Origin of the sequence: Burkholderia oklahomensis C6786 (assembly GCF_000959365.1) — a bacterium.
In the GTDB taxonomy this organism is placed as follows: Bacteria; Pseudomonadota; Gammaproteobacteria; order Burkholderiales; family Burkholderiaceae; genus Burkholderia; species Burkholderia oklahomensis.
This window is the reverse complement of record NZ_CP009556.1, coordinates 1,351,852-1,364,351: the sequence shown is the minus strand read 5'-3', so window position 1 is coordinate 1,364,351 and position 12,500 is coordinate 1,351,852. Positions and strand designations below refer to the sequence as shown.

The 12,500-nt window shown below is 67.3% G+C and carries 14 protein-coding genes; all 14 read right to left on the bottom strand.

Annotation, left to right across the window (positions count from 1 at the left end; translation table 11 throughout):
• Positions 1–44 precede the first annotated feature (44 nt).
• Positions 45–980, bottom strand: coding sequence for a type III secretion system needle tip protein SctA (sctA, locus tag BG90_RS23960; RefSeq protein ID WP_010119528.1), 936 nt, complete (start codon positions 978–980; stop codon positions 45–47).
• Between the two features lie 59 nt (positions 981–1,039).
• Positions 1,040–1,330, bottom strand: a complete 291-nt coding sequence (locus tag BG90_RS23955) for an H-NS histone family protein (RefSeq protein WP_010109493.1) — start codon at positions 1,328–1,330, stop codon at positions 1,040–1,042.
• 133 nt (positions 1,331–1,463) lie between these two features.
• A complete protein-coding gene (locus tag BG90_RS23950; RefSeq protein WP_025990302.1) occupies positions 1,464–2,693 on the bottom strand; it encodes an IpaC/SipC family type III secretion system effector in 1,230 nt (409 codons plus the stop codon).
• Positions 2,694–2,732: 39 nt separating this feature from the next.
• A complete protein-coding gene (bipB, locus tag BG90_RS23945; RefSeq protein WP_025990303.1) occupies positions 2,733–4,604 on the bottom strand; it encodes a type III secretion system translocon subunit BipB in 1,872 nt (623 codons plus the stop codon).
• Positions 4,605–4,651: 47 nt separating this feature from the next.
• Positions 4,652–5,173, bottom strand: coding sequence for a SycD/LcrH family type III secretion system chaperone BicA (bicA, locus tag BG90_RS23940; protein ID WP_010109496.1), 522 nt, complete (start codon positions 5,171–5,173; stop codon positions 4,652–4,654).
• Between the two features lie 127 nt (positions 5,174–5,300).
• Complete coding sequence (locus BG90_RS23935) at positions 5,301–6,425, bottom strand: EscU/YscU/HrcU family type III secretion system export apparatus switch protein (protein ID WP_010119536.1); 1,125 nt, start codon at positions 6,423–6,425, stop codon at positions 5,301–5,303.
• Positions 6,426–6,428: 3 nt separating this feature from the next.
• Positions 6,429–7,178, bottom strand: a complete 750-nt coding sequence (gene sctT, locus BG90_RS23930) for a type III secretion system export apparatus subunit SctT (RefSeq protein WP_081464304.1) — start codon at positions 7,176–7,178, stop codon at positions 6,429–6,431.
• A gap of 23 nt (positions 7,179–7,201) precedes the next feature.
• The gene (gene bsaX, locus BG90_RS23925; RefSeq protein ID WP_010109500.1) at positions 7,202–7,456 is read right to left on the bottom strand and encodes a SctS family type III secretion system export apparatus subunit BsaX; all 255 of its coding nucleotides are present in this window, start codon (positions 7,454–7,456) and stop codon (positions 7,202–7,204) included.
• 34 nt (positions 7,457–7,490) lie between these two features.
• A complete protein-coding gene (gene spaP, locus BG90_RS23920) occupies positions 7,491–8,180 on the bottom strand; it encodes a SctR family type III secretion system export apparatus subunit SpaP (RefSeq protein WP_010119538.1) in 690 nt (229 codons plus the stop codon).
• On the bottom strand, positions 8,170–9,132 hold the full coding sequence (gene sctQ, locus BG90_RS23915) for a type III secretion system cytoplasmic ring protein SctQ (protein WP_010119539.1): 963 nt from the start codon (positions 9,130–9,132) through the stop codon (positions 8,170–8,172). The genes spaP and sctQ overlap by 11 nt, the downstream gene beginning before the upstream one ends.
• Positions 9,129–10,343, bottom strand: a complete 1,215-nt coding sequence (locus tag BG90_RS23910; protein ID WP_010119540.1) for a SpaN/EivJ family type III secretion system needle length determinant — start codon at positions 10,341–10,343, stop codon at positions 9,129–9,131. The genes sctQ and BG90_RS23910 overlap by 4 nt, the downstream gene beginning before the upstream one ends.
• Positions 10,321–10,785, bottom strand: coding sequence for a hypothetical protein (locus BG90_RS23905; protein ID WP_010119541.1), 465 nt, complete (start codon positions 10,783–10,785; stop codon positions 10,321–10,323). The genes BG90_RS23910 and BG90_RS23905 overlap by 23 nt, the downstream gene beginning before the upstream one ends.
• Complete coding sequence (bsaS, locus tag BG90_RS23900; RefSeq protein ID WP_010119542.1) at positions 10,782–12,092, bottom strand: SctN family type III secretion system ATPase BsaS; 1,311 nt, start codon at positions 12,090–12,092, stop codon at positions 10,782–10,784. The genes BG90_RS23905 and bsaS overlap by 4 nt, the downstream gene beginning before the upstream one ends.
• On the bottom strand, positions 12,089–12,496 hold the full coding sequence (locus BG90_RS23895) for an InvB/SpaK family type III secretion system chaperone (RefSeq protein ID WP_010109506.1): 408 nt from the start codon (positions 12,494–12,496) through the stop codon (positions 12,089–12,091). The genes bsaS and BG90_RS23895 overlap by 4 nt, the downstream gene beginning before the upstream one ends.
• Between the last annotated feature and the right edge of the window lie 4 nt (positions 12,497–12,500).

Below are 12,500 nucleotides of genomic sequence, written 5' to 3'. Positions count from 1 at the left end.
GCATCGTTGCGCGCGGGCACGGCAAGACGGGCGCGCGGCGTCGTTCAGATCTGCAGGTAGCTTTTCGCGGTGTCCGTCAGCGTCGAGATCGCGCCGCTCAGCACCTTGACGAGATTGTCGAAACTCGAGTTCTGATGCGAGTATTTCTCGACGAGTGTCTGGACGTCGTTCTGGATGTTGTCCTTATGGCCGGAGAACCCGGTGTTCCAAGCCTGGTAGCGCGCCGTATCCCACACAGTGCCGTCCCCGGGCAGCGAATCGCGCATCTTGTTCAACTTGTCCGGGTTGATCGTCACGACGCCCGAGTCGCTGATCGAGACGGCGTCGCCGAGCTCCTTACGCCAGCGGGCGATGTCCGCTCCCGCCGGCAACTGCATCCGGGGAAGATTGTCGATGACATCCTGGATCAATCGCCGGATCTGGTCGCCGTCGATCACCATGTTCTTGTCGTCTTTCGCTTTGATGTAGTTCTGCAGCTTGCTCATCACATCGGCGACGCTCTGAAAATATTTCGTCATCCCCTCGATGATCTTCGCGTACGCATCGATGTCGGACTTGCCCTGGCCGATCACGTCGATGAGCCCCTGAAGGATCGGGTCCCGCGGGATGCCGGCGCGCGCGCCGTCCCCGGCATCGAGCACGCCGCCCAGGTGCTCGGCTTCCCATCGTTCGAGCAGGTTGCGCTGCGCGAGCGCGTGGCCGCGCACCGCGACGCGCGCATCGTCGAACGCCGTGAGGTCCGCGCTGCGGCCCTCGACGAAACGCCCGTCGATCTGCTCAGGCAACCTGGCCGACGCGAATTCGTCGACCATCGCGGCGAGCTTGCGCTCCGGCACGCGACGATCGACGCCCACCGCGCGCAGATCGTCGTCCGTCATCGCGTGCGCGCCGGCGTCGACGGGCAGCGTCTGCGAGAGCGCCGCGATCGCCTGCCAATCCCGCGCGGCCAGCGCGCGCCCCATGTCTGCATGAATGTTCATCGTGTGTCACCTTCGTGCTATCAGATTCATCGAGGGCGCGCGATGCGCGACGCCCGCCTTCACTCGATCAGGAATTCGTCCCGGTCGCGGCCGCGGATCCATTTCGGCTCGATGCCGCGCCCGGTCCAGATCGCGCCCGTCACCGGATCGCGATACTTCGGCTTGACCGCCCCGCGCTTGCGTTCGCCTGGCTTCTTCCGGTATCCGAACACTTCGTATGCCGTGATGCCGTACTCGAGCACCTTCGCGCGCACGTCGTCGATCGCGGCCTGCAGCTCGGCTTGCCGCGCCGCTTCGACCTGCGCGCTCAACGCGTCGGCCCGCGCCTTCAGTTCCTTGTATGTCGCCATGCGCTCCACCATCGGAATTCCGATCTTAGAGACGGGCGGCTGCGCCGGCTTTCACAAAAACGCCATCGCCCGTCCCGCGAAACGCGGCGGCGCGCGGCGGACGCCCCACGCCGCCCCGCCACGACGCGAACCGTCAGGCCCGCAGATTGCCGGCCACCTGCGCGGCGACCGCGTTGCTGTTCGCGATCTGGCTCTTCGCCGCGTCGAGCGCCTTCTGCGCGGCGTCTCGGCTGCGGTGCGCGGCTTCGTCGCGCGCGCTCGCCATCGCCATCGCGGTCTGCTGCGCGCTCTCGTCCATTCTCTGCTCGGCGCGGTCCGCGCCCTGCTGCTGCGCCGACGAGCCGTCGATCACGTTCTTGCTGATCTGGCCGCTCGACTGAGTCAAATCGCCCTTCATCTGCTGATGACCCGCCTTGAGTTGGTTCTGCTCGTGACGTGCGCCTTGCATATCGATGGTGTGCTGACGATTGGCTGCCTCCTTCATGAGGCGGTTCGTGTGTTCGTCACTCACCCCATCGCCGCCTTGGTTGATCTCGTGGCTCGTGGTTTTTCCGGTGTCGTGCTTGACGTTCACATGCGACGCCCCGTCGTTCGACACCACCGGCTTGTTGACGCCGCGCAGCTCGAGCGACTGCTCCGCATGAAACTTCTTGAGCTCCGCCTGCGGCTTCAGTTCCTTTTCGATCGACCCCGCCTTCGTATTCAAGCCCCTCATCTGCTGCACCGCGCCGCCGAGCGACGTCGTCGCCTGCAGCACGCCGCCCGTGATCGCGGCCGTCATTTGCGCGGCGCCGATGCGGCGATCCTGCTCGGCCGCGCTCATCATCGCGTTGTGCGCGAGCATCGTAAGCTTGCCCTGCATCACGAGCTCCGATTGCACGTTCTTCTGCATCGCGATGCCGAGCGCGAGCAGCGCGTCGAACCCCTTGTCGCTGGCAAACGAGTAACGCTGCGGTCCGCCCGCCGCCGCGCGCGGCGCTTCGTCGCCCCTCGCCTTCGCATCGGCGAGCGATGCGTGGCGCTGAACGAGCGCGTCATGCATGCCCGTCACCGCCGGCATTTGACTCGCGGCGAGCCGCTTGTGCTCGCGCTCGATCCCAGAAACTGTTTGCCGGTCCATCGCGAGCGTCTGCGCGGCGGGCTTCGGCTGAGCGAGCTCGACGCGCTGCGCACCCGCGTCCGCGTCGCGTTGCGGCGACACCCGTGCACCGACGACGGCCGCGAGCGCCGCGTCCGCGCGCACAAGCGCGCGGCCGTCGTCGCGGACCACCTTGTCGCCTTGCTCGGACATACCCACGTCCACGAGCCGGGACAGCTCCGCATTGCTGATGTTGATGCCGCTGTTTTGCACACCGATTGACATATGCACCTCTTCGACTTCGAAAAAAAGTGATCGCCCGTATTACACTGCGCGGGCGTTACGCAGGATCAGCTTGCCCGTCGACGTTTCCATCTGGCCTGCATCCGACATCCGCTGCATCAGTTGCGCAAGCACACGGTTGTGCTCGGCGAAGGCGTCGACCGCCTGCTTCAGCAGATCGCCGAGCAGCTTGATGTCGTACATCGCCTCCTTGATGTCGGCGAGCAGGCCCATCGCCTTCGCGCGCTCGACGCCAACGACGATCTCGCCCGCCGCCTGCGACACCTGATTGCCGACGTTCATCACGGTGCCCGCCTTCTCGAACCGGTTCGCGAGCAGCATCCTCCCCTCGTTCGACTCCGCGCCGATCGCGCGGCGCATCCGTGTCATCGCGGTCGCGGTGCGCGAGCCAAGCGCCTGGAACCCGGATTTTTGGGCGAACTTCTCGATCAGTTGCACAAGCATCTTGCCGATCGCCGAATCCATCAGCTTCGTCAACTGGCCCGCGACCGCGTTGATCACCTTCGACGCGACCGCTTTCACCGCCGACGCGCCGACGAACGCCGCGGCAATGAGCGCGACGCCCGTCATGATGGCGCCGAGGATCGCGCCGGCGAGTTCGGCCTTCTGCTGATCGACGCCGCACGCGACAAGCGCCTTCGTGATCAGTGACGAGATGAAATCCATCAGCGGCTTCAGGATCGTGTCCATCACGGGCTGCATCAGCTTGTCCATGAACGACACGCCCGTCGTCGCGCGGCCGATCTCGTCGCCGACCGCGAGCGCGAGGCCCACCGCCGCGAGCGCGAGGCTCGCGCCGCCCGTGAACGCCGCCGCCGCGAAGCTCACCGCGGTGATCAACCAGCCGACGATCTTGCCGACGCAACCCATCGTCTGCTGCATCTCCGCAGCCTTCTTCACCTGTTCCTGATACTCGTCGGACTTCTTCTGCAGTTCGGCCTCGCGCTTCGCCTGCATCTCGGTGAAGAGCTTTTGCTTCGATTCGAGTTCCTTCACGTTGCCCGCCGAAATCAGCTCCTGCAGCTTGCCGAGCACGGCCGTGAGCTTGGCCGCGCCGCTCAACGTCGGCGCCGCGCGCTGCGGCGCGCTCGCGCCGTATTGCTGCGAGGCCCGATTCACCGCGTCGTCAACCTGTTGCTCGTGTTCGCGCGCCTGCGTCGCGAGCGCGGCCGCCTTGTCGAGCTTCTTCGTCGCATCCGCCTGCAGTGCATCCGCGCGGTTGTGCGCTTCGCCGGCCTGCTGCTTTGCCTGTTCGAGCGCATCTTGCAGCATCTTCATTTTTTCATCGGGCAGGCCCCGCTCGGCCCCGGCGTCGTAATCCTTCTGCGCGGCGCCGACGGCCGCGTCCGCGGCCTTCGCATCGGCGGCCGCCTGCTTTGCCGCGGCGGCCGCCCGCTCGGCCGCGTCGGTCGCCTCTTTTGCAGCATCGGTCGCGCGCTGGAGCGCGTCGGACAACCGGTTCAAACTATCCTGCGCGGCCTTCGACATCTGGTTCCAGATGTTCGAGCGCTGCTTGAGCTCCTCCAGGCTGCTCGCGCTGATGATGCTCATCAGCACGCCCAGCAACTCGGCCAGCTTCGCCCCGCCGGTCGCGCGGCTGCCGTTGTCCGACGCCTTCTCGTCCGCCGCATCGTATTGCGACGCGCCGCGCTCCCGCGGCGCGCCCAGCGCCGGCTTCTCGTCGAGGCGCGCGTCGCGCGCCACCGGCTGTGCGTCGCACTGCTCGGAGGCGAGCTGCGACATTCGCTCAAGGAAGTTGCGCTGCGCGGCCGACACCACGTCGACATACGCCTGCGGCGACAACGTGCCGAGCGCGCTCGCCGCGTCGCGCAGCGGATGGGTCTGATAAGCGTTCACGTTGGCGGTCGATCCGCCCTGCACTCCCGATGACATACGATCAGCTCCTATTGGCTAAGGTCTGTTACATAGGGCCACGACCCCTATAGGTCGTTCCCGGTCGACGCCGGCGCGGCATCCGCGCCGGCCCTCACTTCGTCAAGCCCGTCGAGATAGGACTGCGCCTTCTGCGCGAGGCGCTCGTCGCGCGAGCGCTCGACGACAATGCCGAAGCAGCGCCGCGCGAGCGGCGCCTTGCCCATCAGCAGATGACATTGGCCGGTATGGAACATCGGCCGGTAGTCGTCCTTCGACAGCGAATACGCGAGCGCGTACAGATCGATCGCCCGCGCGTATTCCTTCTTCAACTGGCACACCGCCGCGAGCCCCATCGCGTATTCGGCGTTATAGAAGTCGTAGATGCACAAAAAGCGGAAGAACACCTCCGCGTCGTCGAGCCGCCCCTGCTCATAGAAGCGGTAAGCGAACGCATAGATGCCGTCCATCAGGTCCTGTGGGACCTGATGCAGATCCTTCAGCGTCGCGCCGTTCTGGACCGCGTCCAGCAGCGCCGCCGCCATCTCGTCGGCTTCGATGTCGTCTATGTTCACGTCGCGTTGCGTCATGCCGTCACCTCGTTCGATTGTTTCAGTCACATGGATGTCGGCGCGCGTCGCGGTGCCGTCGAATGACAGTTGCTACGTTACGCGCCGTTCGCTCAAGAGAATTTCACAAAGCTGTCTTTTCGGGTTGTCAAGCGTTTCGATCGCCTGTCGAGACGGATGCATCTTCGCCGCCTGGCGCGTCCGGCACCGGCTCCGTCTCGGGTGGCGGCAGCGGCCCGCCGCGATTGGCCGCCTCGACCTCCTTGAGCCAGATCAGCACGCGCATCACACCGTCGATGTCGTCTTGATTCACGAAGCTGTAGCGGCGCGGCGAGTTGCGATAGATCGAGCGCGCGAGCGCGACGTTGCGCACGACGGGCACGCCGCACGCCTCGGCGTGCCGAATGACGGCGAGCGCGCGCGCGTTGGTCTCGCGCACCGAGACGAACGGAATCGGCACGATGTCCGGATTCACGTAGATGCCGATCGCGATGTGGGTCGGATTCGCGACGATGAAATCGGACTGCTCGACATTCGCCTTGATCTCCTCCGACAGCAGCTCCTGATGGATCTCGCGCCGCTTGCTCTTGATCTCGTGATTGCCCTCGCTCTCCTTGTATTCCTGCTTCACTTCGTGCTTGTCCATCTTCAGCTGGCGGTGGTACAGGAAGTACTCGACGGCGGCGTCGACGATCAGCACGGGCAGCGCGCACAGCAGGAACAGCAGCACGAGCCGGATCGTCAGCACGATCCACATGTGGCCGAGCAGCGCCGGCCGCGCGCGGAACAGCCCGAAGACGTCGTGGTGGTAGAGATCGGCGAACATGCGCACCGCGATCACGAGCACGGCGACGTACAGGAGCGCTTTCACTGCCTCCTTCACCGAGCGCCAGCTGAAGAGCCGCTTCATCCCCTTGACCGGATCAAGCGCCGTGAGATCGAAACGAATCGCTTCGACCGCGAGCGTGAAGCGGCTTTGCACGAGCGACGGCAGCGCGCCCGCGACCGCGCAGATCAGCACGAACGGCGCGGCGATCCGCAGGAACAGCTTCGCCCACGCGAACGCGTACGCGCCCGGATTCGGCTGCGCGCCCGTCGACGCGATCCGCACGAATTCGGCGGCGACGCGCGTCAGATCGACGACCGCGGCCGCGGACGACGCGCCCGCCGCGATCACGACGAGCGCGACGATGTCCCTCGACTTGAACGTCTGACCTTTCTTCGCCGCGTCACGCAGCTTTTTCGCGGTCGGCTTTTCGGTTTTCTCAGCCATCGCTCACTTCACCAGGCTGCTGAAGGGATGCGCGTGCAGCAGCGCCGTCAGCTCGTGCGGCGCCGCATACACGAAATACAGATGGAACACGGCGAACGCGACGAGGCTCTTGACCGTCAGCGACAGCGAGAACGCGTTGACCTGCGGACAGAAGCGCGAGAAGAGCCCGAGCAGCGCATCGGTCAGGAACATCACGATCAGCACGGGCGCGGCGAGCGCGAGCCCGTGCGCGACGAGATCGGTCAGCAGCGCGCCGACGCGCAGCAGATCGACGTCGAACAGCGCGCCCGTCGGCACCGTCGCATAGCTCGATTCGAGTGCGCCGGCGATCGTCAGCATGCCGCCCTGCTGCAGGAACGCGGCCGCGTAGAACAAGCTCACGAACGGCGCGAACGCCGATGCCTCGACGCCCGTGGCCGGATCGATCGAATCGCTGATGGTCGCGCCGCGCTGGTTGTCGATCAGCTCGCCGACTACAGTCGCGACCCAGAACGGCAGCGACAGCGCGACGCCGAGCACGAGGCCCGCCGCCACTTCCGTCAGCGCGACGCCGAAGAGCGCGCCGCCTTGCGGATGCGCGAAGCTCGGCCACAGCCCGAGGATGACGGCGAACACGATCGTGTTCTTCACGACCCCGTTGACGATTGTCCGGTCGTTCAGGAACGGCAGCAGATAGAACACCGGCGCGATCCGCGCATACGCGATCGCGATCGCGCCGATGTGCTGGTAGAACGCGTCCATCGAGACATTCATCATGTCGCTCGGCGTGACGCGGCTCAGCGAAGGCCGATCGACAGCATCTCGGTCGCGAACGCGAGCAGCTTGCCGCCGAACCATCCGGACAGCATCATCAGGCAGCCGAACACCGCGAGCATCTTCAGGCCGAACGGCAGCGTCTGCTCCTGCAGTTGCGTGACCGTCTGGAACAGGCCGATCGCGAGGCCCACGACGGTCGCGACCGCGACGGGCGCCGCGCACAGCAGGATCACGAGCAGAATCGCCTTGTTGCCCGCGTACGTGAGTTCAGCCATCGTTTGTCTTCCTAAAAAACGTGCCGCGGCGCGGCTACTTCATCAGGTTCAGGTACTGCTCGATCAAGCCCTTGCTGATCAGCGTCCAGCCGTCCATCGCGACGAACAGGATCAGCTTGATCGGCACCGAGATCGTCACCGGGCTCATCATCATCATCCCGAGCGCGAGCAGCACGCTCGATACCACCATGTCGACGACGAGGAACGGCAGGTACAGATAGAAGCCGATCTTGAACGCGCTCTTGATCTCGGTAAGCGCGTACGCCGGCAGCAGTGTGAACAGCGAGTTGTCGAAACCGTCGGGCTCGTCGCCGGCTACGTCCGCATCCGCCGCATCCGCGTCGTCGCCCTTCAGGCGCGAGGCTTGCGCGCGCTCGAAGAATCGGACGAGCTCCGGGTCCGAATAGCGCGTCAGATAGCGCTTGTAATCGCCGAGGCCGCCGTCGATGAAATCGTTGACCGACGTGCCGTTCATCACGTCGAGCGGATGGTGCTGCAGATATCGGTAAGCGCTCTGCGCGACGGGCATCATCACGAACAGTGACATGATGAGCGCGATGCTGTTGAGCGCGAGATTCGACGGCACCTGCTGGATGCCGAGCGCGTTGCGCACGAGCACGAGCACGATCGAGAACTTGATGAAGCACGAGCCCGCCGCGACGACGAACGGCACGAGCGTCGCCGCCGTCAGCAGAACGATCAGCGCGATTTCGTTATTCGCCATCGTGTGCCGCCGGCTTCGCGAACCAGAGCGCCTTCACCTCGACCGCGAGCTGCTCGCCGACCTGGATCAGCTCGCCGCAGCCGAATGGCCGGCCATTCGCGCGAATCGTCACCTCGCCCGGCGCGCCGCGCACCGGCAGCACCAGGCCCGGATGGCAGCTCGCGAGTTGCGCGACCGTCACGCGCTCGTCCTGCAGCACGAACTCCAGCGTGACGGGCAGCGCATCGATGTCGAAAGTCGGCGGCGGCGCGTCCTGCGGCGCCTCCGCAGCCGCTCGTTCGTCGTGCAGATCGTCGATGGCGTCTTCGGACAGTGGTTCGTTCAACATGATGTTCTCTCCTTCCCAGCAAAATTCACACAGCGCGTGCGCGCCGATCCTGACCACGTTGCGCGGCGTGCGAACGAGCAGCACGTCGCCCGGCGCGACGGCGGGCAGCAGTGCGAGCGGCAGGCGCGCCGTGCCGATCGCGAAGCGCATTACGAGCGGCACCGCACCGACGTCCGCGACGGCGCGCGTCGCGGGCGCTTCGTCCGGAAACGCGCGGAACAGCGCGCGCGCGCGGCCCGGCGCGTCGAAGCACAGCAGCGGCTCGGCGGGCAACTCGCGCTCGACGAGATCGACGAGCCGCACGTGGGCCCAGCCGCCCGGCGGCGCGGGCAGCTCGGCTGCGGCGTCCTGCCCGCTCAGCAGGTCGAGCGCATACCGCTTGTCGAACGCACGCCACGCGAGCGCGCCGAGCGCCGGGTAGCGGCGGCGCATCAGATCGTCGACGTCGATCCAGCCTTCGTGCTCGACGCCTCGCCAGGTCGCGCGCAGCGCTGCATAGCCAGGCGGCGGCGCGATCGTGCGCAGCGTCGCGTACTCGCCCGCCGCACGCAGCGTTTGCGCGCTCCGGTACAGCGGCAGTTCGGCGGGCGCGACGCGCCGCAACAGCGGGTAGCGCGCGCTCATCGCTCGTCCTCCTCCGGTTCCTGCCGCGCGCGACGCCACGGCGAACGGCCGCCGTCGTCGTCCGCGCGCTGTCGGTCGAATTCGACGGTCCATCCGGGCGTCAAGCGATCGACGCCGTGCTCCATTGCGCGTTGCACGCGCTCGTGGCTCGGCTGCGCATTGACGACGCGCGGCGCGCCGCCGGGATCGAAACGCAGTTCGACGGCGGGCCGCCCGTCCCACGAGTTGAAGCTGTAGCGCACCTGCGTGCCCTGCGTTTCGCGGATGTCGCGCGCATCCGCTTGCGCCGCGCCGGCCTGCGTGCGTTGGCGCGCGGCGCGTGACGGATCGTGCGCGCGAGCGGGAGGCTCGGCGGCGTGTATCAACACCTGCGGCGGCAGGGGCCGCTGGAATCCGGCGGTCGACGCGTCGACCGGACGGTCGGGATCGTCGCCGGCGATGCGTTCGCGCATCGCGCCGGTCAACGCGGCGGCAGCCGAACGTCGCGCCGCCGTTGCGGCCGGCGTCGATTCAGTCACGGTAGCCGTTGCCTGCGATGACGCCGGCGCCGGCGATGCGGCGACGGCGGCCGGCTTTGCCGTCGCCATCGCGGAATGCTGCGAAGACCCACTCGCCGTGACGCGCGCGACGCCGTCGGATTGCCCGTGCGCAGCCCGGGCTGCGTGCGCAGATGCAGTCGATGCTGCGGTCTCGACGTCCGTGCGCGACACACGCGCGTCGGCGATCGAAGCACCCGGCGTTCGCGTGCGCTTCGCGCGAACCGCGTCGAGTGCGGTCGAGTCATCGCGCATCGCAGTCTCGCTGCGCGGCTCGACGCTCGTCTTCGCATGGCTCGCCGTACTCGCTTCCCCGTCCGTCTTGACGCTCGTCTTGACGCCGGCGTCACGCGCGCCCGCGCCGTGCCGCGCATCGTCGAACCGCAACGCGATCGCCCGATCCTGCGCCTGATGCGGCACGCACGCCCATACCGCCGCTACCGGCGGCTCACCTTTGCGCTTCGCCTTTTTCTTCGCGTGCGCGCAGCCCGCGTCGACGGCGTCGCAGTCGCTCCCGTCGTCGCGCCCGTTGTCGCGCTTGCCGAGCGCCTTGCTGCATTGCTCGCGATACGCGCGCTGCAAATCGGTCGTCCGCTCGACGCCCGCCGGCTCCGCGCGCGGCGCGGGCTCGACGGCCGATGCGATCGGCGCGCTAATGCTGATGGTTGAACTCATGACCTGCTCCTTCCGTGATGTCCGCATCGGCGGCCGATTCGCGCAGCCGCTCGTTTTCGATCCTGCGGCGTGCGAGCCAGTCGCGATGCTTGTTTCGCCGCCGCTCAAGCGCGATCGCCGCGGCCAGGCTGTCGCGCAGCGCCTGCTCGGCCGCCTGCCGGCGCTCGAGCAAATCGTCGGTTTCGACCGCCTTGCATGCGATCTCGAAACGGATCGCCGCCTGCTTGCCCCGCACGCGCATCAGCTCGCTGCGCGCGTATGGCTTCGGCGGCGCGCTCGCCGCGAGCCGCTCGCGCAGGCACGTGATCGCGGCGCGCTGCTCGGCAATCCGCGCGTCGAGGCCGGCGAGCGCGTCGCGTTCGCGCGCCGCCTGCCGGCGCAACACGTCGCCGCGCCGGTCGAGCACTGCGAGCAGCCGCCGCGCGCCGTCGAGCCGCTTCATGACGCGACCTCGCGCATCCTTTCAAGCGTGTCGTCGAACGCCGACGCCTCGTCGACCTCCTGCTGCAGGAACGCGTCGAGCGCGGAACGCCTGTCGAGCGCATCGTCGTTCTCCGGGTTCTCGCCGCGGCGGTATTCGCCGAGATCGAGAAACACCTGCATCTCGTCGATGCGCGCGAGGTGTTGCCGGAACCGCCTGGCAAGCGCGCGATGCGGCGCGCCGGCGATCTCGTCGAACAGACGGCTCGCGCTCCTCAGCACGTCGATCGCCGGGAAATGCCCCTTCGCGCCGAGCTGCCGGCTCAGGTACACGTGGCCGTCGACGATCGAGCGGATCTCGTCGCCGATCGGATCGGGCTCCTCTTCGTTTTCGAGCAGCACCGTGTAGAATGCGGTGATGCTGCCCGCGTCCGTGCGCCCCGGCCGCTCGAGCAGGCGCGGCAACTGCTCGAACACCGATGCCGGATAACCGCGCCGCGCGGGCGCTTCACCCGTCGTGAGCGCAAGATCGCGCAGCGCGCGTGCGTAGCGGGTCATCGAGTCGAGAAACAGCATCACGTCGCAGCCGAGATCGCGGAAGTACTCGGCGATCGTCGTCGCGACGAGCGCCGCGTTGCAGCGGTCCACCGACGAACGGTCCGACGTCGCGTACACGACGATCGTCCGGTCCCGGCTGCCCGAGCGCCTGAGCCGCTCGACGAACTCGGATACCTCGCGGCCGCGCTCGCCGATCAGCGCGACCACGTACACATCGGCCGCCGCGTGCTCGATCATCATGTTCATCAGCGAGGTCTTGCCGCAGCCCGCGGCCGCGAAGATACCGAAGCGCTGGCCGACGCCGCACGTGAGCAGCCCGTCGATCGCGCGCACGCCCGTCGCGAGCCGACGGTCGATCGAACGCCGCGCCGCGTAATCGGGCGGCGCGGCGTCGATCGCCATGCGGCGCGACGCCGCGTCGCGCGCCGGCTGCGACGCGCCGAAGGTCTCGACGATGCCGCCCGTCGCGTCGACGACCGCGCCAAGCATCGCCGGCGACACGTCGATCGTCATCCGCTCGCCCGTCGGCACGAGCACGACTTGCCGCGACAACCCGGCCGTGCTGCCGAGCGTGCTCAGAATCGCGGTGTCGCGCGCAAAGCCGACCACCTGCGCGCGACCGATCGCCGCGTCGCTGCCCGCCGCCGCGCGGATCGTGCACAGCTCGCCGATCGCGACGTCAGGCAGCGGCGCCTCGATGATCGGCCCCTGGATGCGGCGCGGATGCGCGCGCCGCCTCAGCAGCCGAAGCGGATCGCCGGCGGCCTTCATCGCGCGAGAATTTCGCTGATCGCGCACAGGTCCGCATAGAACATCTCGAGCGCCTCGGTGAAGCGGTCGGCGTCGGCGAGATAATGCGGCTCGACGCGGCCGTGCAGCATGAGCGCGTCGTCGACGAGCGACAGCAGCGGCCGGCGCGACGCGAATACTTCCGAGCCGCGCGGCATCTGGTATGCGAGCAGATCGAACGCGCAGCGCGCGAGCTGGCTCTCGCCCGAGTAGTCGAGCCGGCTCCAGATCGTCACGTGCTCGTCTTCACGCTCGACGAACATTTCGGGCATCGAATGAAAAGCAATGCAGATCGGCGCGTGCGCATCGAGCTCACCCGTGATCGCGTTGCCGCAACCCATCTTCTCCATGCTTTGCCTGACGAGCATGACAACATCGACATTCATCGTT

Bases quoted from the DNA above. Each gene is read 5' to 3' on its own strand.
- sctA (WP_010119528.1), bottom strand. From the start codon at position 980: ATGAACATTCATGCAGACATGGGGCGCGCGCTGGCCGCGCGGGATTGG.
- BG90_RS23955 (WP_010109493.1), bottom strand. From the start codon at position 1,330: ATGGCGACATACAAGGAACTGAAGGCGCGGGCCGACGCGTTGAGCGCG.
- BG90_RS23950 (WP_025990302.1), bottom strand. From the start codon at position 2,693: ATGTCAATCGGTGTGCAAAACAGCGGCATCAACATCAGCAATGCGGAG.
- bipB (WP_025990303.1), bottom strand. From the start codon at position 4,604: ATGTCATCGGGAGTGCAGGGCGGATCGACCGCCAACGTGAACGCTTAT.
- bicA (WP_010109496.1), bottom strand. From the start codon at position 5,173: ATGACGCAACGCGACGTGAACATAGACGACATCGAAGCCGACGAGATG.
- BG90_RS23935 (WP_010119536.1), bottom strand. From the start codon at position 6,425: ATGGCTGAGAAAACCGAAAAGCCGACCGCGAAAAAGCTGCGTGACGCG.
- sctT (WP_081464304.1), bottom strand. From the start codon at position 7,178: ATGAATGTCTCGATGGACGCGTTCTACCAGCACATCGGCGCGATCGCG.
- bsaX (WP_010109500.1), bottom strand. From the start codon at position 7,456: ATGGCTGAACTCACGTACGCGGGCAACAAGGCGATTCTGCTCGTGATC.
- spaP (WP_010119538.1), bottom strand. From the start codon at position 8,180: ATGGCGAATAACGAAATCGCGCTGATCGTTCTGCTGACGGCGGCGACG.
- sctQ (WP_010119539.1), bottom strand. From the start codon at position 9,132: ATGAGCGCGCGCTACCCGCTGTTGCGGCGCGTCGCGCCCGCCGAACTG.
- BG90_RS23910 (WP_010119540.1), bottom strand. From the start codon at position 10,343: ATGAGTTCAACCATCAGCATTAGCGCGCCGATCGCATCGGCCGTCGAG.
- BG90_RS23905 (WP_010119541.1), bottom strand. From the start codon at position 10,785: ATGAAGCGGCTCGACGGCGCGCGGCGGCTGCTCGCAGTGCTCGACCGG.
- bsaS (WP_010119542.1), bottom strand. From the start codon at position 12,092: ATGAAGGCCGCCGGCGATCCGCTTCGGCTGCTGAGGCGGCGCGCGCAT.
- BG90_RS23895 (WP_010109506.1), bottom strand. From the start codon at position 12,496: ATGAATGTCGATGTTGTCATGCTCGTCAGGCAAAGCATGGAGAAGATG.